Source organism: Dyadobacter sp. BE31 (assembly GCF_031457695.1).
Taxonomy (GTDB): Bacteria; Bacteroidota; Bacteroidia; order Cytophagales; family Spirosomataceae; genus Dyadobacter.
This window is the reverse complement of record NZ_JAVDXA010000004.1, coordinates 317304-338446: the sequence shown is the minus strand read 5'-3', so window position 1 is coordinate 338446 and position 21143 is coordinate 317304. Positions and strand designations below refer to the sequence as shown.

15 protein-coding genes are annotated in these 21143 nt (G+C 51.5%); all 15 read right to left on the bottom strand.

Going from position 1 to position 21143, the window contains the following annotated elements; genetic code table 11:
• Nucleotides 1-130 precede the first annotated feature (130 nt).
• Nucleotides 131-1375 (bottom strand): GTP-binding protein, encoded by a 1245-nt coding sequence (locus J2Y43_RS22060; RefSeq protein WP_309987328.1) that lies wholly within the window; start codon nucleotides 1373-1375, stop codon nucleotides 131-133.
• Between the two features lie 92 nt (nucleotides 1376-1467).
• Nucleotides 1468-2421, bottom strand: coding sequence for a sulfate adenylyltransferase subunit CysD (cysD, locus tag J2Y43_RS22055; protein ID WP_223403531.1), 954 nt, complete (start codon nucleotides 2419-2421; stop codon nucleotides 1468-1470).
• Nucleotides 2422-2525: 104 nt separating this feature from the next.
• Nucleotides 2526-3227: a phosphoadenylyl-sulfate reductase gene (locus J2Y43_RS22050; protein WP_309987331.1), complete on the bottom strand. Its 702-nt coding sequence runs from the start codon at nucleotides 3225-3227 to the stop codon at nucleotides 2526-2528.
• Nucleotides 3224-3646, bottom strand: coding sequence for a DUF3368 domain-containing protein (locus J2Y43_RS22045; RefSeq protein ID WP_310226624.1), 423 nt, complete (start codon nucleotides 3644-3646; stop codon nucleotides 3224-3226). The genes J2Y43_RS22050 and J2Y43_RS22045 overlap by 4 nt, the downstream gene beginning before the upstream one ends.
• A gap of 34 nt (nucleotides 3647-3680) precedes the next feature.
• Nucleotides 3681-3908 carry a UPF0175 family protein gene (locus tag J2Y43_RS22040; protein WP_309987335.1) on the bottom strand — a complete coding sequence of 76 codons (228 nt, stop codon included), beginning with the start codon at nucleotides 3906-3908 and terminating at the stop codon, nucleotides 3681-3683.
• Nucleotides 3909-3933: 25 nt separating this feature from the next.
• Complete coding sequence (locus tag J2Y43_RS22035; RefSeq protein WP_309987336.1) at nucleotides 3934-5121, bottom strand: aminotransferase class I/II-fold pyridoxal phosphate-dependent enzyme; 1188 nt, start codon at nucleotides 5119-5121, stop codon at nucleotides 3934-3936.
• A gap of 138 nt (nucleotides 5122-5259) precedes the next feature.
• Nucleotides 5260-6438, bottom strand: coding sequence for a sulfite exporter TauE/SafE family protein (locus J2Y43_RS22030; protein WP_309987338.1), 1179 nt, complete (start codon nucleotides 6436-6438; stop codon nucleotides 5260-5262).
• Nucleotides 6439-6565: 127 nt separating this feature from the next.
• Nucleotides 6566-8839 carry an FAD-dependent oxidoreductase gene (locus J2Y43_RS22025; RefSeq protein WP_309987341.1) on the bottom strand — a complete coding sequence of 758 codons (2274 nt, stop codon included), beginning with the start codon at nucleotides 8837-8839 and terminating at the stop codon, nucleotides 6566-6568.
• Nucleotides 8840-8894: 55 nt separating this feature from the next.
• Nucleotides 8895-10970 (bottom strand): glycoside hydrolase family 2 TIM barrel-domain containing protein, encoded by a 2076-nt coding sequence (locus tag J2Y43_RS22020; RefSeq protein WP_309987346.1) that lies wholly within the window; start codon nucleotides 10968-10970, stop codon nucleotides 8895-8897.
• 305 nt (nucleotides 10971-11275) lie between these two features.
• Entirely contained in the window at nucleotides 11276-12985 is a 1710-nt protein-coding gene (locus tag J2Y43_RS22015) for a sodium:solute symporter family protein (protein ID WP_309987349.1), read from the bottom strand.
• A gap of 105 nt (nucleotides 12986-13090) precedes the next feature.
• On the bottom strand, nucleotides 13091-15673 hold the full coding sequence (locus J2Y43_RS22010) for a glycerophosphoryl diester phosphodiesterase (RefSeq protein WP_309987355.1): 2583 nt from the start codon (nucleotides 15671-15673) through the stop codon (nucleotides 13091-13093).
• Entirely contained in the window at nucleotides 15670-16686 is a 1017-nt protein-coding gene (locus J2Y43_RS22005; protein WP_309987359.1) for an FAD:protein FMN transferase, read from the bottom strand. Before J2Y43_RS22005 ends, J2Y43_RS22010 begins: the two co-directional genes overlap by 4 nt.
• A gap of 19 nt (nucleotides 16687-16705) precedes the next feature.
• Nucleotides 16706-18502: an FAD-dependent oxidoreductase gene (locus J2Y43_RS22000; RefSeq protein WP_309987362.1), complete on the bottom strand. Its 1797-nt coding sequence runs from the start codon at nucleotides 18500-18502 to the stop codon at nucleotides 16706-16708.
• Between the two features lie 131 nt (nucleotides 18503-18633).
• Complete coding sequence (locus tag J2Y43_RS21995) at nucleotides 18634-19554, bottom strand: hypothetical protein (RefSeq protein WP_310226621.1); 921 nt, start codon at nucleotides 19552-19554, stop codon at nucleotides 18634-18636.
• A 75-nt stretch (nucleotides 19555-19629) separates the two neighbouring features.
• Complete coding sequence (locus J2Y43_RS21990) at nucleotides 19630-21123, bottom strand: RagB/SusD family nutrient uptake outer membrane protein (protein WP_309987369.1); 1494 nt, start codon at nucleotides 21121-21123, stop codon at nucleotides 19630-19632.
• Nucleotides 21124-21143 lie beyond the last annotated feature (20 nt).

The window sequence follows — 21143 nt, the reverse complement described above, 5'->3', positions numbered from 1 at the left end:
TAATCGTCTATCGGGATAGTATATTTTTATTCAATAGTTCGGTAATTGTCGCCCTGAGCGAACCGGGCCGCCGGGCGGCCGAAGGGTTTTTGCTTCAACGCCTTTGGCTTCGACTTCGCTCAGCGTGACATTACTCGATCATACAAGCCCCAACCGTCACGTTGGACGTTTCGTCGATCAGGATCGCTGCGCCGTTTGCGCGGTTCTTCTGATAGGGGTCGTATGCGATGGGCTGGGCTGTCCGCAGAACGATTCTTGCTACGTCGTTCAGTTTCAGGGCCTCTACCTCATCCAGTTTTTCATAAGAGTTGATGTCGATTTGGTATTCGATGTCACGGACCGAGCAGCGTGAACGTGCTGTACCGTGCTGCAAAACGTATTTGTTACCTGGTTTCAACGTCTTCTTATCATCCATCCAACACACCAGTGCTTCGATATCCTGGCTCACGATCGGTGAGTTGTCCACGGTTACGATCGTGTCGCCGCGGCTGATATCGATATCGTCTTCGAGTAATATCGTTACCGATTGAAGAACAGATGCCTCCTGTATTTCGTTTCCGCCGAATTCGATTTTAGCGATTTTAGACTCTCTTTCAGAAGGCAATACCTTAATGGCGTCGCCCTTTTTGAAAGTACCGCTTTGTACGCGACCAGCATAGCCACGGTAGTCGTGCAGCTCCTCAGTTTGAGGGCGGATCACATATTGTACCGCGAAACGGCCGTCTTCCTGGTTCTGATCTTTCAGTACATTCACATTTTCCAGTACCGAAAGCAATGTTTCGCCGGTGTACCAGCTCATGCTTTCCGAACGCTCCACGATATTATCGCCATTCAGAGCGCTCACTGGAATGATGGTCAGGTCTTTAATGGAAAGTTTCTCAGCCAGTTCTTGATAGCTTTTCGCAATTTGAAGGAATGCATCCTCCGAATTTCCTACCAAATCCATTTTGTTCACCGCTACAATCACGTGGGGGATACCCAGCATGGAAGCGATCAGCGAGTGACGACGAGTTTGCTCCACCACGCCATGGCGCGCATCAACGAGGATAATGGCGAGGTCCGCATTGGAAGCGCCCGTCACCATGTTACGGGTATACTGAATGTGCCCCGGTGCATCGATGCTGATAAACTTGCGATTCGGCGTCTGGAAATATTTGTAAGCTACGTCGATGGTAATGCCCTGCTCGCGCTCCGAACGAAGACCGTCCGTGAGCAATGCGAGGTCGATTTCACCGGCATTGCGGGTTTTGCTGGCGCGCTCGATGGCTTCCATCTGATCGGCCAGGATATTTTTGGTATCGTAAAGCAAGCGACCGATCAAAGTGCTTTTGCCGTCGTCAACGGAGCCTGCTGTAATGAATCTAAGTAAGTCCACTGGTAATAATTTAAGTCTATGAGTTTAGAGTTTATGAGTTCAGTTTATGAGTTGTCTAAATTAAACTCATAAACTCATGAACTTTAAACTCCTTAAAAATATCCGCCCTTCTTTCTATCCTCCATCGCCGCTTCCGTCTGCTGATCGTCGATGCGGGTTTCGCCGCGTTCGCTGATGCGTGAAATCGTGATTTCAGCGATTACTTCGTCCAGGGTTGCTGCGGATGATTCCACTGCCGCGGTACAGGTCATGTCGCCCACGGTACGGAAACGTACCTGGCGGGTTACGATCTGATCTTCCGGGTCGGGTTCGATTACCGGCGTGTTGTTCAGCAGTTTGCCGTCGCGCAGGATCAGCTCGCGTTCGTGTGCGAAGTAGATCGAAGGCAATGCGATACCTTCTCTTTTCAGGTAAGCCCAAACATCCAGCTCGGTCCAGTTCGAGATCGGGAACACGCGTACGTTTTCACCTTTCTGAATGCGGCCGTTGAACAAATTCCAAAGTTCGGGGCGCTGGCGTTTCGGGTCCCATTGACCAAACTCGTCACGGAACGAAAAGATACGCTCTTTCGCGCGTGCCTTTTCTTCGTCGCGGCGTGCGCCACCGATACATGCGTCAAATTCAAATTCTTCGATGGTATCCAGCAACGTGAAGGTTTGCAGCCAGTTACGGCTTGCGTTCTTGCCCGTTTGCTCTTTCAAGCCTTTCGCCTTGATGGTATCTTCCACATAACGAACGATCAGTTTCGCATTGATTTTTTCGGCCAGCTCGTCGCGGTACTCGATCGCCTCGATGAAGTTATGACCGGTATCGACGTGCACCAGCGGGAAGGGGATTTTACCGGGTGCGAATGCTTTTTTCGCCAAATGAACCAATGTGATCGAATCCTTACCTCCTGAAAACAACAGGGCAGGGCGCTCAAACTGGCCGGCTACTTCACGCATAATGTAAATGGCCTCTGCTTCCAGCTGATCCAGGTAATCCGGAGCGCTGCGTTCACTAATCTCCCGTTGGATGTCGGAGGCCTCGTTCACTGAAATTGACATATTATTGGTTATTGATTTAATGTTAAATACTTCGGCGGTCGGCTTTCGGCAATCGGCTTTTTAGTCTTACCAAAGTTCGATAGCCGATAGCTGACGGCCGAAGTCTATTTCGCATGCAACCCGCACTCTTTCTTCGACTCGTCTTCCCACCACCAGCGTCCGGCGCGGAAATCCTCGCCTTCCTGGATCGCACGGGTACATGGCGCGCAGCCAATGCTTACGAAGCCTTTGTCGTGCAATGGGTTATAGGGAATGCCGTTTGATTTTACATATTGTTTTACTTCTTCAAATGTCCAGTCGAGGATCGGGTGGAACTTGAAAAGCTGGTGCGCCTCGTCCCATTCAAGCCTTGGCATATCATGACGGTTCCCCGACTGTTCTGCCCGGATACCCGTCACCCATATTTTCGCACCTTTCAATGCGCGGTTCAGCGGCTCCACTTTGCGGATGAAGCAGCATTCCTTCCGGTTTTCAATCGATTCGTAGAAGCTCAGCGGCCCTTTTGTGCTCACCAGGTTCTCCACCGCGTCTGTTTGCGGGTAGTACACCTTAATTTTGGTGTCATAGCGGTTGTTGGTCTTTTGCAAAGTCATGTAAGTCTCTGCGAAAAGCCTTCCCGTATCGAGCGTGAAGATGCCGATATTGATATTGTTCTTTAAAATAAGGTCGCTGATTACCTGGTCCTCATATCCGAGGCTGGTGGAAAAAACGACTTCCCCGGGAAAAAGATCCGCCAGAATCGAGAGCGATTCAACCTCACTTTTGCCTTCGATGGCGGCGTTTAAAGATGCTAATGTTTCGTTCATGGTTGTTCTCCGGCCAATTTGATGGCCTCATTTAATATGCGGTCGCTGATCCGAAAATCAGTTTCCAGTATTTTTTCAAAAACCGCTTTGGCCGATGGTATTTTGTTTTCCGTTTTGGCTTTCACAATCACCCCGATCGTACCGGTTACTCTAATATTCATTTTCGCCGCTGTTTTCCGGGCTTTCAGATCGTCGAGGATCACTGTGCAGCCTTGCGTCTCAAATGCAAGGGTTAATGCAGACGCTTCTCCGAGATCCAGTATTTCTTCAAATAGCGATTGCAGGGTTTTGTTTCCAACTTCTTTGACTTCGATCCACTCAGGCAGTTCGCCGCCAAATTCTCCTGCTATTTCTTTTGTAACAAAAATGTGCTTGTAAATGCTTTTCAGGATTTCCAGCTCTTTGATTTTGGATAACAAAATCAGACAACTGGAATCTGCAATTACAAGCGCATCACGCATTGGCAATGTCGCTTTTCAAATCTTCAACGGATTCGCCGAAAAGGGAAAAGCCAAATCTTCCCAGAATCTCGATAAAAGACCTTTTACTAATGCCCACAATGTCGGCTGCCTGACCCGCACTTACCTTCCCACGCTCATAAAGCTGGCCCGCCAGAAGCATTTTGATTTCAAATTCTTCTGAATCGAGGGACTCCGGTAAGTTGATGGTCAATGCTTTCATATAGTCATCGTGTTGAACTTCTACACTACTCCAATATATCACTTTTCACCGACACTTCCACGGCGTGGGTGAAGTCCTCAATCAGGTCTTCAATGTCCTCCAAACCGACCGAAATGCGGATCAAACCTTCGGTAATGCCCAATGCGGCTTTCTCTTCCGGCTTCAATTTCGCGTGGGTAGTTGTGTTCGGGTTGGTAACGATTGTACGCGTGTCGCCCAGGTTAGACGATAGCGACGCAATCTCTAATGCATCCATAAATGCGGCTACGCGCTCGAAACCGCCTTCGAGGTCGATGGTGACGATAGAGCCTCCTGCGCTCATCTGGCGTTTCGCGAGCTCGTACTGCGGGTGTGATTCCAGGAAGGGGTATTTCACCGATTTTACGTCAGGATGCTTGTCCAATGCCGTAGCCAGTGCCAATGCGTTGGAAGCATGTTTCTCCATTCTAAGGTTCAGCGTTTCAAGGCTTTTGCTCAGTACCCAGGCATTGAATGGCGACATCGACGGCCCGGTCTGGCGACAGAAAAAGCGCAGCTCCTTGATATATTCTTTTTTGCCTACAACCACACCACCCAATACGCGGCCCTGTCCGTCCATAAACTTCGTCGCGGAATGCAGCACGAGATCGGCACCGAAATCGGCCGGGGTTTGCAATGCGGGTGAGGCAAAGCAGTTATCTACGTTGAAAATGATATTGTGTTTCTTCGTAATGCGTCCGATCATCGCCAGGTCTACCAGGTCGAGTCCGGGGTTGGATGGCGTTTCAAGGTAGATCATACGGGTGTTAGGCTGTACCGCCGCTTCCCATTCCGCCTCGCTCGCATCTGCATCCAGGTACGTATAAGTAATGCCCCATTTCGGCAATATCTGGGTGATAATCTGGTGCGCAGAGCCGAACAATGCACGGCAAGCCAGCATGTGGTCGCCGCTTTTCAGCAATGCCGCCATACTCGCGAATACCGCCGCCATACCGGTTGCCGTCGCCACGCCATCTTCCAGACCTTCCAGCATGCAAACCTTATCCACAAACTCCTGCACGCTCGGGTTAGAGAAACGGCTGTAAATGTTACCGTCCTCGGTTTCATCAAAAAGTGCTTTCCCCTGCTCGGCGCTCTCGAATGTGAAGCTGCTGGTCAGGAAAAGGGGAGTCGAATGTTCGCGATACTTCGTTTTACTGGTCTGAGTGCGTATCGCTTTGGTCTGTTTTTTCATATGAAGCTTTAGGCTATAAGCTTTAGGCTTTAAGCCCTTTGTATAATGTACTGTAAATCAATTAATATCAATTAAAATGGTTCATTTCAATTCAGCTTATTGCCTATGGCTTAAAGCTTATAGCTTAAAGCCTATCGCCTACAACGTACTTAAAACCATATAAATAATCCTCACGCTCACGATGATGACGATGGTACCTACCATGATCATCATGGTCTTGATCGGTAAGCGGCGGGATAGTGTGGCGGCGATAGGCGCGGAAACCATACCACCAAGGATAAGGCCGAGCACCACTTGCCAGTGTGAAAATCCGATAATGCTGATGAAGGTAACCGAGCTTGCCAGCGACACGAAGAACTCTGCGAGGTTCACGGACCCGATGGTGTACTTGGGATGCCTTCCTCGGGCAATAAGCGTGGAAGTAACAATAGGTCCCCAGCCCCCACCACCGATGGAATCCAGCGTTCCGCCAGCCATCGCCAGCCAGCCAATCTTCTTGATCGGCTTTTTTTCAACTCGTTTCTTTAACGCTTTCTGAATAATAAGGATTCCCAGGATCAGCGTATAAATTGCCACTAACGGCTTGATGATGTAAATGTATTTTTCGAGGGACGACAATGCGTAGGCACCCACAATCGCTCCCAGCACGCCGGGAAAGAGGATCTTCTTGAACAATTTGCTGTTTACATTTCCGAATTTCAGGTGCATATAACCCGAAACACCGCTCGTAAAGATCTCCGAAGTGTGGACGCTCGCGCTCACGGCCGAAGGTGGCACCCCCACGGTGAGCAGGAATGTGGACGCGGTTACGCCGTAAGCCATGCCCAGTGCGCCGTCGATCATCTGGGCCACAAAGCCGCCAAGAACATAATAAAAGAAGCCTTCGCTTACTTCCAGTTCGTTCCAGAGGAGGGTAAGTCGGTCGTAGGTGAAAAACGTGAAAAGCAAATGTCCGATCACCATCAATGCGATCGCAGAGAAGATGTTAACCGCAATTTCGGTGCGGCTTCGTTTACGTACGGTAGCCGCCCAGAGCTTTTGCTGGATGGTTTCCCAGGTAAGAGGTGTTTTTGTATTATTTCTGGAAACCGGATCGGCGAGAGTGTCATTTCCGGTGTCGGCAGGCGTCGTTTGGAAAATATCGTCGGATTCGCCGGGCAAATCGCGGAGGAAAACCGCCTTTCCCTGCTCACGAGCAAGCGCAGCCAAACGCCGATCTTCCTCAGGATCACCACTTGCGATATAGGCAACGTGTAACGATTCCCAGTTCTTCTCGGTGTTTTCAGTTGAGGGTGTAAAATCCGCCGCTTCCTTCAAAGTCTATGTAGTATACTATAATTATAGAGTAAACTTTCAAGAAAATAGCAAACAAACGTTTGCTATTTCAGGACGGCAAATTTAAGATCAATTTATTAGTTTTCAAAGAATAAAAACGGAAGCCGCGTTAATAAACGCGTACTTCCATCAGCGATACCGGCACGTGCGCATGGCCATTTTGCAGCCTGATTTTCAGCGACCGCGTTGTTGCCGGTTTGGTGAGCTCCAATGTTCTTTTGGTCAGATGGTTGTCATTTATCGTTCCGATTACCTGGTTTGCATCGTCCAGTACTTCAATACCCTGTGCGCAGAAAGGCATGACCGTTTCCGGATGGACGTAAATCACGTTTTCCATCGGGTGGTCGAAATCAGTATCGAATACGAAATCTATTTTAGAAATACTCTGATCCTCAATCCATTGTATTAGGAGTTCGGGATGGCGGTCATCCTGCGCGGCTACCCAGGCATTAGGCCCGGCGATGGGGCGGTGCCAGCCGTTTTTCAGATTTTCAGTTCCAAAAAGTGCAATGGGCCGGCTCAACGTAAATGCAAGGTTCAATCCGGCGGGGCGGCGTTGCGGGCACCAGAACTCGAAAGTGTCCACGCCGAGGTCTTCCGTAGGTTCCTGCTTTCCATAGTTGGAAACGGCAGGATTGGTCGCATTGAAAACGGTTACCAGCCCGGTTACGCGCTGCTCGCTGTACTGGATTTTGACATACTCGTTTTTCAGGAAGCACACAAATGCATAGCATTCCTCGGGAAAGTAGCTGTCCCATTCGAGTGTCAGTTGGTGCTTACCGGCTATCAGGCGGTAGCTTTGCGTTTGCAGAGTCACATCCGGCGTGTGGTTGAACGGCTTGCTGCTCTTGCGGAGTTCCACCAGCAATTCTGTATCCCGAGCGGCCTCCACCCAAACGGTTACCGAAGGCATTTCACCCTGCACCGGCAGCATTTGCGCCACCGAATGCGCAATCGTTTTCCATTGGTCGGAGCCGGCCAGCCCCTGTAATTCCAAAGTAGACGATGCGGTAATTTGCGCATGGCTTACGAGGTCATCGGGATCAGCAATCGGTGTCTGCGGCAAATACTGGCCCGAGCGCCACAATTCGAGCTGCAACTCGTCCAAATACTTTTCACCTACTTCCCGCGGCGAGCAATTGTGCTTTTTGGCCACAGCAGCAGCAATTGCGACCGCCTGCCCGCCTGTTGCGCTCGTGGCCATCACGCGGGTAGACGCGAATGCGACGTGCGTAGCGCTGATAATGCGGCCGGCAATGAAGAGGTTTTCAATGTTCTTACTGTAAAAACAGCGGTAGGGGATGCTGTAAACGCCTTTGCTGTGCCATTGGTTGCAGCCAGCCTGGTCGGAATACACGCCGTCGGCAGGGTGGAGGTCGAGGCTCCAACCGCCGAATGCCACCGTGTCTTGAAACGCTTTTTGTTCGACAATATCTTGCTGCTTCAATAGGTAATCCCCCTCAAAACGGCGGCTTTCGCGCTTGCCCGGTATCGTGCCGACCCATTCCAGCGTCATATTTTCTGCTTCCGGAAATTCGCCGGAGTTTTTAATGTAATTCCAGGCTCCATAAACCACTTTCCAAAGCTCCCATTTAATCTGCTCGGTATCGTGCACGGTGTCCATTCTACCGCCATATTCCAGCCACCACAACCGGCAGCCGAAATCTTTGGGGTTGAACGACTTGTACCGCGGAATTTCAGTAATATCCTGCAAAGCAAACGAAGGTGGTACAAACTTCACCGGACGACCCATGTCTTTGGAATAGAAATACATGGAATGCCCCAAAAGCTCGCCATACCCCTTGTCCGGCGCGAATTTCTCTCCGAATTCCTCCATGGACTCGGCGCCCATCCGGAACGCTGCGCCCGCCAGAAATCCGACGATCCCATCGCCCGACGAATCGCAGAACAGCGGAGCGCTCAACGTGTATTTGGTACTGTTCTGGCTGCAAAAAGCGTGCAATGCTTCGATCTTGTTGCCATTTTTTGTTTTATCAAGATCGTAAACTGCCGTATTGAGCAGCAGGGTAATATTGGCTTCTTGGGTAACCTTTTCCAGTAAAACCGTGTCGAATATCAGCGGGTTGCCGTCCGGGTTACGGTACGCATTTTCCAGCATGATCTCATCGATTACCCCGCCCTCACGTGCCCAGCGGTTGTTGTTGCCCATATGTGAGGTGGCACCCAGGATCCACAGCCTCACTTCGCTCGAACAGTTACCACCCAGTACCGGCCGGTCTTGTACCAATATTACTTCCAACCCGGCCCTTGCGGCGGTAATGGCTGCACAGGTGCCGGTGAGTCCGCCCCCCGTAATCACAAGGTCTGCTGCCAACGCAATGGTTTTTGGTTCTCTTTTGTGTGTCGATTCTCCGATTATCATCTTGTCAGGTCTTTAAATGTCGTGATTTGCGCAGCCTGTCGCGGCCCGCAGGTAATTATTTAAGGTCGATATCAGTTTGGGTAGTGATAAAACCGGTCGGTTTGATCACCGTGATGTGGATTTGTTTGTCAAACCCGCGGATAGGGATTACGAGGTCCTTGCTTTCTCCCGGGTTCAGGTCCGGTAATGCGATGCTGTCGTCACCTGCTTTTAAGGTATAGCCTTTGAGTACCCGGGCCGGGAAGTCGCCGCGGGAGGTAATTTTGAGGGTTAACTGGTGAATGCCCTGGTCGCCTGTTTTAAAATCTGTTTTTTCAACGATAACCGGCGAAAATTCCTTCTGATGAACCGGGTAAGCCAGCCGCGGCGAGCGGTCGGGGCCGACGATGCCCCACGGCCGGAAGCCATTTACGTTGGTGCCGAACAGCTTACTGCGGTAGTCATTGTAAGTCCACCAGGATGCACCCACCACATATGGCCGCTTCCGTATTTCGGCCATCACATCGCTCAAATGCTGTGCCTGGCCCGCTTCGCCACCTTTCCCGTCAGACCGAGTGCCCCATTCGCTGATGAAGACCGGCTTGTCGGGGTACAACTTATGAATATGGTCCAGCGATTTGGCATGGCCGCCATAGGTATTGGTAGAAACAAAATCGACATACTGACTAGCCTCGTCTTCCGGTTTTTCGGGCAGCGAATTCAACAGCATGCTCGCGAATGTGTACAGGCGCGTGGGATCGAGCTCGCGTGCGTAGGCGATCATATCTTTGGTCCAGCGCTGGCCACTGGCAGTCGTAGAACCATATTCATTACCCACGCTGTACGCGATCACACTTGGGTGGTTCCAGTCGCGCTCGACCATTTCGCGGAACTGCGAGCGGAACTTCACGCGCATCGAATCGTTGTCCATTTGCTTCGGTGTAAGCTGCCAGTTGCCCGCCTCGGTGATAATGAGCATGCCATAGCGATCGGCGAGGTCGTAAAAGTATTCCGATGGCGTGTAATGCGTAAGGCGTTGGAACTCCATTCCGGCCTCTTTCATCAGGCGGAAGTCCTTCTCGACGAGCCAATCCGGTTCCAGCGAACCTATGCCGGGATAATCGATTACCCGGTTTCCGCCGCCGACTTTGACAGGCTTCCCATTCAAGAGAATCTGAGTGCCGCTCACTTCAATTTTTCTGATTCCGAAATTCGAAGCCAGTGTGTCTGCACCAACCACCGTTCTCAGGCCATACAAATTAGGTTGATCCAAATCCCAGAGCTTCACTTGTGCAGCTGTGAGTGCTGCTTCTGCTTCGAGTAGGGCCGTTTGTCCGGCAGGAATACTTTCTGTTTTCGTTTTCCAGCGGAGTGTCAATGGTTTTTTGTCCTGTAAAACCGTCAAATCGATCTTCGGGGACGCCGCCGCGGAAGATGCATTCCGCACCCTGATTTTAGTCTTGATAATCGCCGTCCCTTTCGCCAGATCGGGCGTTGTCTCGATTTTTACGTTTTCAGTATAAACCTCCGGCTCGATCGTCAGGTAAACCGGCCGGATAATGCCGCCATAATTCACCCAGGCAGGGTAACCGTCGTTGATATTACCGCCGTCTTTGAGGCCGGGAATCGTATTGGTTTTCCAGGTATCGTTATTCACAGCCACTACCAGCAGGTTGTTGCCATCCTTCAATTGTCCGGTCACATCGAAGCTGAACGGGGTGTACCCACCCTCATGTTGCCCGATTTTCTGGCCGTTTAACCATAAATCGGTTTTGTAAAAAACTGCATCGAAATGCAGGATTACGCGCTTGCCGGCACTTTTTTTCCAGGCGAAAGTCTTGCGGTACCAGGCAGTACCGGTGTAAAATTCATAGCGGGGATCTGTCGAAAAACAATGCGGGACGGTAACCTTGTCCTGGCGGTTCTCTTTCGCAAAATCTTCTCTATACCATTGGCCGGCGATGCCTGCCCCCGCCGGATCGAGCAGGAACCACCATTCGCCGTGCAGCGGAATCGCATTCTGCTGCCGGATATGGTAAGAGGCCGCATTAGGCTGGGCCGCAGTCGGCTGGGCCGCACCCGGCTGGGCCGCTAATTGCGAGCAGGTTAATGATAGTAATATCGAGCAGGTTAATAGGGTTAATTGTTTCATTATGTGAATGTCGTTCAGTTGCGGTTTTGTTTTTGGGAGGTTGATTTTTTTTAAATGCTATTGTCGTATTTGGTCCTTCTTCGCATTGCTGGTTTCATGCCTGACGGCATTTGTACCATCTTCATATATTTCATATTGCTACCAATATTGCGTCCCTAGCGGGACTTACTTTTTGCTGTTAATGTTGGCGGCGATGGCGTTTTGGCTTCCACAAAATCCCGTTAGGGATGTAATATTGGTAGAACTAAGCGGTCAACCCCTGTTAAGAAATGCCGTAGGCATGTAACAACATGGTTATCGCCAACCTACGCCGTAACCCGTGCCCCGTCTTTTACCAACCTTACCTTCCGCGCCGCCGAGAACGGTATCGCCGCCGAAATCAGTACCACCGTCGCGACGCCAGCGGTTACCAGCGTTCCATCGGTAGTTAAAAAACTCAGAATGAACAGCATTACGGCCGTAAAGAGCAGTGCTCCGGCGATCACCTGCAAGCCAAAGCGGTTTTGCTTTTTGATTTCCAGTGCCTCTTCCGGATCGGCAGCAGCGGCTTCCTGCTTGCGCTGATCTTTGGAGAGCATATAAATGTTGTATTCGTCAGCAATCACATTTCTTGAACGGGCCCACAATTCGTAGGCAAGCAACAGCAGCAGCGGCAGGCCTACACCCACGATCGTTTCCATGCCGCGCGAGAGCTTAAAGTTCAGCAGGAGCGGAGCGAGGGTTTTAAAAAACAGGTTGACACACAGTCCGATACCGGTAATCCATAGCGTCGTTTTACCATTCAGCCTTTTGGAAAACAATGCCCAAAGCGGCGGAGCGAGCAATGGGCCGCCGGAAATGGCCGAGATACTAAGCACCACCTCCACAATGCCCCCGGCAGCCGGTACCAGCAATGCAATGCCGATCATACCCAACCCGAAGAACCACGACGAGCCGCGTGCCACCCGGATGAGCTGCTTATCGGAGGCTGCCGGGTTGACCATCCCTTTGTAAATGTCGTTGGTGAAAACGGCCGAAACGACGTTCAATGCCGTGTTGGCGCTGGCGGAGGTGGAGAAGTACATGCCGGTGAGCATCAATCCGAGCAAGCCGGGCGGTAACACCAGCTTGCAAATCATCAGATAGGCATTCTCGGTGTCCAGGCCGGTCAATGCCGGGTTAATGGCCTTGTAGATCATCGGGGGGAACATCCATATTACAGGGCTGATGAGGTACAAGCCCGCAAAAAGGAATGCTACCTTTTTGGCCGACTTCTCGCTGTCGACACTCGTGTAGCGTTGCACCATGGTCCAGTTGCCGCCGATGTAGCAAATGTGGTAAATCACGAATGCGGCTACGAAGCCGAGGGTATATTCGCCATTAAGGAGGTTGAAAAAATCGTCGGGGATATTGTTGGTAAACCCTTCCCAGCCGCCGACTTTGTTGAATGAAAGCGGCAGCAAGATGAATACGGCCGCAGATAGCACTACAAATTGCAGAATATCGGTCACCATCACGGCCCAAAGACCACCGACCGCTGTGTAGGCGATCATGAATAGCCCCAAGCCAATCGTGCAGGGGACCAGCGGCAAATCCAGCGAGGCACTCACCAGCTTTGCCACCGGGTACAACACCGAACCTTTGATAAACACCGAAACCAATGTGAAAATGAATATGTAGGTCTTCTGGACGGACAGGCCCAGGCGTTCTCTGATGAATTCGGCGGCGGTCAATGCACCGGTGCGTTTCCAGCGCGGGGCGAGGTATACGGCGGTAATGAGTGCTCCAATACACATTGTCCACTGAATGGTAATAGCTACCCAGCCATGCTTGTAGGCAATGGAGCCCCAGGCCACGAAGGTACCGGCCGAGAAAAAGCTCATGAACAGCGAGAGCCCGCCGATAAACCAGGGCACAGCCTCGCCACCCGCGAAAAACGATTTAAGGTTACGCCCCGTCCGGGCAAAAAGCATCCCGATGCCCATCACGAATGCGGAGAATACGAGAATGACAATGGTGTCGGTGGTATTGTTCATAAGTATGTGAGATGCTTTAGGCTGTAAGCTTTAGGCTATAAGCTGTATGCTTTTTGTTGTTATGTTTTTTGAATTTCTTAAAGCTTATCGCCTATGGCTTATAGCTTAAAGCTTATAGCTTAACACCAACGTCCTCGCGCCGAATGCGGGTAGTTTGATATTGGTAATGGCCGCTTTCTGGTTCGTTTCGGCCCATGTCAGGGTTGCCGGTGCATTGGTTTCGGATACCTTGCTATGATCGATTTTCAGGTTGAAGGCCGTCGGCTGCGGGCTGTTGTTCAGCAGCGTTACGTAGTAAGTGTTTTTGGTGGTAGATTTTGAAACAATCGGGTCAATGGACGGGCTGTCGGCCACAGCGAATCCTTCTTGAATAATCAGATTAGCCTTGTCGCCAAATACATCCCCCGGTGCGAAGCCGTACGTTTGGTGCGGGCCTACTTTCGGCGTCACAAAACCGCGCGGGAAAGTGACTTTACCCTTGGAACGCAATGAGGCTTCCGAAAGCAGGTAGTCGGTGATCCAGCCGATTTGCCACCATGCATGGTGCGGGTAAGGGCCGGCACCGCGGTTCATGGCGTTCCAGTAATAGGAAGCGACGCTCGTTTTGCTGTCCACAAATGCATCTCGACCAATGGCCGCCGCGCGCGCCATATCCGCGAAAAGCTGCTCGCCGGTAAGCTGGTAAATGCGGATAAACATCCCTGCGTGGCTCGCCAGCTGGATAGGCCCGTGCCGTGTGGCCGAACCGAAAATGCCACCGTGCTCGAAGCTGAGGCCGGTTTGGCTGATCTCCCAATCCTCGCGGGCAGTGCCATTCACGGTTTTGGGTTTGTGGTCGGCAATAGGGTGTGTGTAAATGGATGAGGTGTAGATTTTCGCGCAGGTGATGGCGGCGTCCTGGTACTTTTTGTTTTGGGTTAAATCAAACAAATCCAGCAATGCCTGTGCCGATTGGCCGGTGGCGAAGTCGGGTGCGTAGCGTGCGTCCCCGCATACACCCAGGAAGGCACCTGTTTCTACGGCGTTTTTGAGAAACCAGTCGGCCCCTTTTTCGGCGGCTTTCAGATATTTCTCGTCTTTAAGAATGCGGTGTGCCACGATGAGGCCATAAAATGTAGGCCGCACGTCCTGAATATCCTTAAAAATCTCTTGCTCGGTCTTACGGTCGTAAGCCACGGCGAAGCTGTCGTCTTTGCGTTGCCAGCTCAGCAGTTTTTCTGCGCCGATGCGCAGGCGTTCTTTCAGTTCCGCATTATCCGGTTCGAAAAGGAGCATATTGCCCACGTCGAGCATCACATAGTAGGTCAATGCGATCGGCTCCACCACCTCGCCCCATTCTTCGACGAACTTCTTCTTTTTGGCTAAGTAATACTGGCCTTCAACGGCCCCTTTGAAAAACCCTTCGTCGGTTTGCTGCTGTACGAGTTTGAAGTTTTCGGCTGGCGGGAGCACTTTTTGGGTCAGTTCGGGGTCTTTGGTGGCATTGGCGAGCATCCACATCGCGCCGTAATCGGAGTTTTTCATGGCATCCTTATCCGAGCCTACCACACCGCCGAGGTACGACTGCGCACCGATTTGCTTGCCTTTGAATTCCTCGATGTTCCAGAGCGAGGTTTTCGGGTCGGTGAGGTAATGGTGCATCTTTTCGATGCGGTCGGTCAATGCCTGCTTGCTTTGGCGCAGCGCCAGTGTCTCGCGGAATTTGTAAATATCGATAGCCGCATGTTTGGTAGCCTGGAACCAGTCGCCCGCGATGAGGCTGTAACGGAACGAAAAAGAAACCGACTGCCCCGCCTCCATTTCCGATTTTTCCTCGCCCAGCACGGGGTAATACAGGGTAGGTGAGAGCTGTGCCTTGCGGTTCATGTGTGAGATTCCCAAATGCCAGTCGATTTGCGTGATCTGGTCTTTCGCCCACGGGTCACGCGCGAGGCCGGGCTCGGGAACGACCGACAGCGTAAATCCATCTTTGCTGCTCATCAGCGGGCTCAGCGTAGAAGCGCACCGCTCGCGGTAAACGACCGGGCGGTCGGGGATACCGTGGCCATAGGCATAGGCCAGCGCAAAGTTCTTTTGCATAAAATTCCCCTGGAAATACCCCGGCACGGATACCCAGCTCATTTGCTCTACCGGTAATGCGGCCAGTGTAGGTGTAGCAAGCGAGAAAAAGCCCTTTTTCTTGGCATTCAGCGTCATCGTCACCAGAATGTCGTTTGGGAAACGCGGATCGGTTTTCCAATGCGAGATGACCGTGGCTACATCGGTTTCAGATTTAAATTCCAATCCCTGATTTTTCGCTTCACCTGTTTGCGGGTAGAAGTGAAAGGCCTGCCCGGCCGTGTTGAGCGCTACGCCGGTGGTGCTTTCCTTCCATTGGGTCTGCTGGTAGTGATAGGCGTCTTCCGGGAATTTGCCACCGGTGATTTTCTCGAAAGTTTCGGCAGATTCGGTCGAAGGTTTGGTTTCGGAATACAGCAGTGTGTATTCGCCGGAAGGTGGAATGGTCTTCGTCCAGCGGTCGTTTTGCTTCAAGGAAACTTCTTCGAGCTTCAATGCACCGTCGGTTTGGCGCCATTGGATACGGATCGCGTTGTTAGCCAGTGACTTCACGACGGTCCGCTGGACGCGGGCCTGCAAAACGGTCAGAGCGCTGAGTAAAATCGGCAGTAATAGGGTTATTCGTTTCATTTTTCCTGTATAAATTCTTTGATACCGTCGGTCGCGTAGGACATTAAATGCCCGTCTTCACTGGAGTAAAGCATGTACACGTCGATATCTTTCCGGTTCTTCAAAAAGGTTTTGGTCGCTTCAAGGCCCATCACGAAGAAGGCGGTGTCGTAGCCATCGGCGGTGATGGCGTCCTTCGCGAATACGGTCACGCTCAACAGCGGGGTTTGCTCCGTCGAGCCGGTAAGAGGGTCGCCCGTACGCGGGTCGATAATGTGATTGTAGGTAATGCCGTTGCGGGTAAAATGGTTACGGTAGTTGCCTGCGGTGGTCATGGCACGGTTAGTGAGGGCTACCGTAGCGGCCAGCGCTTGTGGTTTCAGTGGATTTTCAATGCCGGTTATCCATGCGTTGCCGCCGTTTTTGGTACCCGAGCAAATCACTTCCCCACCGATCTCGACCATAAAGCGATGAATTCCGCGACTTTTCAGAAACGCCCCGACAATGTCTACGGAATAGCCCTGCGCAATGCCATTGAGATCCAATTTCACGCCGGGTCGGGCTTTAATTTCTTTGTTGTTGAATTCAATCTGTTTAAAGCCAATAAATTGCAGTAGCGAATCCACGTTCACATTTTCGGGATCCACATTCTTTTTATTCCCAAAACCATAAGCTTCCGAAAGCGGCATGATCGTAGGATCAAAAGCCCCGCCCGTCGCTGCATGGATTTCTTTTGATTTAACCAAAACATCATAAAACCAGGCTGAGCGGAAAGTGTGGCGCGAAGTACGGTTGAATGCGGAAAGCTCGGAATCGGAGCGGTAGAGTGACAGGCATTTGTCGAATTCCGTTAGAACCGAGTCGATGGAATGCTTGAAATTGCGGTTTTGCGGATCGAAATAGCGGATTTGATACGTGGTGCCCTGCGCCTCTCCCTGAATGGAGATCATCGCGGTATCCTTCACCGGAGCTGCCATTGTTACCAACGGCAGCGTCAGGAGAAGTGTGGATATTACTCCGGCAATATGTTTCACAAGGTTGTTCAATGCAAAATCAGGGTTGTGGGGCTAGTGTTTCGCCTTTAAGAATACCGGTTAGCTCGGCCAAATGGTCCTTGTACACGCCGCGCGGACTGGTTTTATATTTGGCCGCGATGTAGGAAGCAAACCCTACGACCTCGCCCATCATCCCGCACGTACGCATTACGCGGGTGCTCCCGAACGCCACGTGCGTGGTGCTGATGTTGCGGCCCGCCATAAACAGGTTTTGGATGTTTTTGGAATAAAGGCAGCGGTAGGGAATCGTGTAGGGCGCCACTTTGATGTGCTTGGTACCCGCGAAAAACTCCTGGCCTTCGAAATACTTGCTGTTTTTGGCGTCGGGGAAATGCAGGTCGATCGTCCAGGTGGCGGTTACCGAGCCGTCGGGGTAGAATTTCCCTTCCTGGATATCCATTTGATTTAAAACATAATCACCGATAATGCGGCGCGATTCGCGTTTGCCGCCTATGTAGGCCACCCAGGCAAGCTCTTTCTTGCCGTATTTGGCCGCTTTGTTCTTTTTCAAATACGACCAGTTGCCGTAAATGGCACGCAGGTTATGGTCGCGGATCTGTTCGGCCTGGGTAATGGTGTTGAAATTGCCAAAGCCGGTTTCCCATTGCCAGTCCGACTTCGGCTCATCGATGTGGTATTCATCCGAAAACTGCATCGCCCAGGGCGTTTCGGGGAACGACGACACGGTGTCGCGGTCCACGGAAGCCCACAGATTGGAGGTGCCCAATGTAAAATCATCGCTCTGGTCCGCCGCCAGCGACTCGCCGGTTTCGGCTTTGCTCTCGCGCCCCATGCGGAACTCCGCGCCCGCAAGGAACCCGACGGTTCCATCGCCCGTGCAATCCGAGAAGAACGAGCCCGAAAAGCGGCGCTCCTGGTTGGTAGCAATATCCCGGCCAACAACCGCCGTGATGATGTCATTCTCTTTTTCTACTTTAAAGACGTGGGTGTTCAGGAATAGCGAAATGTTCTTTTCTGCTTTCACAATGGAGATTTTGCGTGCATCGCCATATTCTTTCGCGTCCGGGTTACCATTGCCTGGGTCGCCGTTATCCATTTCACGCACAATGCGGCCGAGTTTGGGGTAATGGTTTTTGTCCACATCGCCCATCAAATGCACCCGTATTTCGGAGCTGTTGTTGCCGCCAAGGACGGGGCGGTCCTGGATCAGTGCCACGGTAAGGCCCATCCTAGCCGCGGAAATAGCCGCACAAGTGCCCGCAATGCCGCCGCCTACCACCACGAGGTCGTACCGGCCGGCTTCCTGCGGTTTGTCGGTCAGGTTCAGGAGTTTCCTGCGGAAGGCGGTCAATGCTTCCAGCTCATTAGGCGGGGTGAATTTCAGGTCGTCGGTGAAAAGTAATGCATCGCAACGGCCGTTGAACCCTGTAAGGTCTTTCAATGCGAGTTTGATGTTCGCATTCCTGATATCGACCAGACCGCCATCATACCATTTCCAGGTATCCGAGCCGCTTTCGCCGAAAGTCTGGCCGACGGATTTGCCATCCACCAGCACCTGGAACTTGCCCGGCCCTTTTGGAAACGGCGCCCAGTCCTTCGTACGCACCCATAAATGGTACTTCCCGGTTTTCGGAAATTTCACTGTGGTAGCAGCATCCTTCACTGGCCGGCCCATTCCGTGAGCCATGATATAAGAAGAGTTCATGACCACAAAAGATTGCTGGTCAATTACCCAGCCGCCCTTGTCTTCGAAAGATTCTGTCTCCACAAAAACATGATTCTGGGCCAAAACAGGAAACATTAAAAACAACAAAAAAACAGCTATCAAGAACATTCTCAATTCCCCGGGTTGAAACCCGGGGCAAGGGGATTGAATTGCCTCCGGCAATCTTGTTTTTGTAAATATTGCCGGAGGCAATTCAATATCTATTGCCCCGGACTTTAGTTCGGGGATTTGGAGGATGTTCATGGTTTCTGTAAGATTTTTTGGATTAGTAGAGTTTGTTCTTCATTGGCATTGGGCAAGCTGGATTGCAGGCTTGATGCCAAGGTGTTGGAGATTTTTGTTGTTCCTTTGACGAGCTTTTTCAATATGGCTATCTGCATTGCATAACCTGTTTTCTGATAGGTCTCCCAAAGCCATTTCTGCCTTTGCTCCGTTTTTAAAAAATCACTACCCACATGCTGCAAGGCATATTTGGCGATGAAGCCGTTCTTTCCGGCGATAATCGTTTCAATATCCTTTTCGAAAGGCTTCTTAACGGCGCCGCTATCGTCCATCACTTTCGCCATCGCCCAGTATTGATAATGGTGATTTTTGCTTTCCAGAAACCGGTGCAGCAATGCATCGCTCGAATAGGTTTCGATGATCTTCTGCATTTCGGGCACCGCTTTGCCATACGCAATGTGCCAGAGTGTGTAGCAGGTATACACCGCGCCGTCGATCACCTGGTTTTTAATGGTTTTCAAAGTTGCTCCCGCCTTCGCATCGACGGAATCCGTGAGGTTATCGGTACCTTTTGCGATGAGATCTTCCATTTTAAGATCTGCGAAAATGGAGCTGTTCTGAGCAAGTATATCCTGCAATTTCTGGTAATCCTCCTCCTTGAATTCGTCATGATCAACCTTCGTGAGTACTTTGCCTTCCGGCAGGTCGTAACGCTCGTAGTTGCCAAGCAGATCCCAATAGAAATTGATGTACACCGGCTTGCACTCATTGGTATAGCAAACCGGTGTGAAGATGTTCCTGAAAAAGTATTGCGGCTGGCCTCTTTCGTCAAGCGCCAGTTTCAGGGTGTAGCTGAGCGTATCGTTTTCGGTGATTTTGTATTCACGAATGCTGCCTTCCCGATTTGGGGAAGTGCAGCATAATGAGAACAAAAGCATTAGTTGAATCATCGTTTTACATTCCTTTTGCTATCCGAAGGAAGCCCTTCCGGGAGGAGCCTCCTTATTATCCAGCTATTTCCAGTCGGGATTCTGTTCCAGCTTCGCATTGGCATTGATCTCGTCGAGCGGGATCGGGAAATATTTGTTTTTGGCCGTCACGTTACGGGTAGGATACACGTCGTTCACCGCTTTCGGGATCACGGTCAGGAACTTGCCTGTGCGTGTGAGGTCGTACCAGCGGTCGCCTTCCGCGAAAAACTCCCAGGCACGTTCCTGTAAAATCGCTTCGATCAATGCGTCCTTGGTCAGGCCGGTTTTCAGATCGGCCAGGCCCGCCCGTTTTCTAATCGGGTTGACGAAGTCATAAGCAGCGGCAGTTGCCCCGTTCAGACGCGCTTCCGCTTCGGCCGCGATGAGGTACACGTCGGGCAGGCGGAAGATCGGGATGTTGGGGATCAGACCCACGGTTGATACCGGATCCTGGTATTTCTTGATCAGCACACCCTTGGTGGTAATCGGCGTAATGCTTTTTTGCGGCACCACTTTGCCGTTTTTGTCGATGTAATTGGTATCCAGCAAGGTACGGCGCTTGTCAGCCGGGTCGAAGGAGTCAAAGAATGCCTGGTAGGCGAACATCGATCCGTAGGAAGTACGGGCATATTCAGGTCCGGCGCTTCCCGGAGGGCCGCAGAGGCCTGTCAGTTGGTGGCCAAGGCCGGGAGAAACGGGATCTACCTCGAATGCCCACATGTTCTCGATACGCGCAGCATCTTCCTTATCATATTTGTACACATCGCGCACGTCGCTCATGAGTGCGTACTTGCCCGAGTTGATCACAATTTTAGCCTGTTCCAGCGCTTTGGCCCAATCTTCGTTGTACAAAGCGGCTTTGGCATACAATGCATTTACAACCTCCTTCGCCACCCGGCCCTTCTCAACGGTGGGGTAGGAAACCAGCCCGGCATTGAGCGCCTGGTCGAGGTCGGAGTAGATCTGCTTGTAAACATCGGCCTTAGGGCTTTTGGCGGTAAGGGCATCTGCTTCCGTGTAGCTGGGAGAGATTTTAACCGGAATATCCCCGAAGTTTTTACTTAAAAACCAATGGTAGAACGCCCGGAGGAAGTATGCTTCACCCACAATTTGCTTCTTGCGCGTTTCGTCCATCGTAGCGTCGGGGACCTTGGCGATCACCCAGTTAGCCTTTTCGATACCGGCGTAGCAGGAGGTCCAGATTTGCTGCGGCGATTCGCTGAGCCGTGAGTTGCTGCGCTGCGTGGTGTAATTGACGTCGTAGGTAAACTGCGTCAGGGTGTTGCGACCCACTACGCCGCGGGGGTAGGTCTGGTCGTCGCTGAAATCCGCGATGAGCGTCAAGGCGGGGGCGCCACCCAGGCCGCCCAGGGCACCGTAAACGGAGATCAGCCCCTTTTCGGCATCGGCCGCCGTTTTGTAAAATGCGTCAGTATAGATAGACGAGTAGATCGTCTCGTCGAGCTGGCAGGAGGGAGCAATGAGCGCCGTACCGGCCATGCCCAGGTATGTGGTTAATTTCAGTAGCTTTTTCATATCATTTTTAGCCCTGTTCA

Coding starts and splice junctions, on each gene's coding strand:
- cysD (WP_223403531.1), bottom strand. CDS start 2,421: ATGTCAATTTCAGTGAACGAGGCCTCCGACATCCAACGGGAGATTAGT.
- J2Y43_RS22050 (WP_309987331.1), bottom strand. CDS start 3,227: ATGAACGAAACATTAGCATCTTTAAACGCCGCCATCGAAGGCAAAAGT.
- J2Y43_RS22040 (WP_309987335.1), bottom strand. CDS start 3,908: ATGAAAGCATTGACCATCAACTTACCGGAGTCCCTCGATTCAGAAGAA.
- J2Y43_RS22035 (WP_309987336.1), bottom strand. CDS start 5,121: ATGAAAAAACAGACCAAAGCGATACGCACTCAGACCAGTAAAACGAAG.
- J2Y43_RS22025 (WP_309987341.1), bottom strand. CDS start 8,839: ATGATAATCGGAGAATCGACACACAAAAGAGAACCAAAAACCATTGCG.
- J2Y43_RS22020 (WP_309987346.1), bottom strand. CDS start 10,970: ATGAAACAATTAACCCTATTAACCTGCTCGATATTACTATCATTAACC.
- J2Y43_RS22015 (WP_309987349.1), bottom strand. CDS start 12,985: ATGAACAATACCACCGACACCATTGTCATTCTCGTATTCTCCGCATTC.
- J2Y43_RS22010 (WP_309987355.1), bottom strand. CDS start 15,673: ATGAAACGAATAACCCTATTACTGCCGATTTTACTCAGCGCTCTGACC.
- J2Y43_RS22000 (WP_309987362.1), bottom strand. CDS start 18,502: ATGTTCTTGATAGCTGTTTTTTTGTTGTTTTTAATGTTTCCTGTTTTG.
- J2Y43_RS21995 (WP_310226621.1), bottom strand. CDS start 19,554: ATGCTTTTGTTCTCATTATGCTGCACTTCCCCAAATCGGGAAGGCAGC.
- J2Y43_RS21990 (WP_309987369.1), bottom strand. CDS start 21,123: ATGAAAAAGCTACTGAAATTAACCACATACCTGGGCATGGCCGGTACG.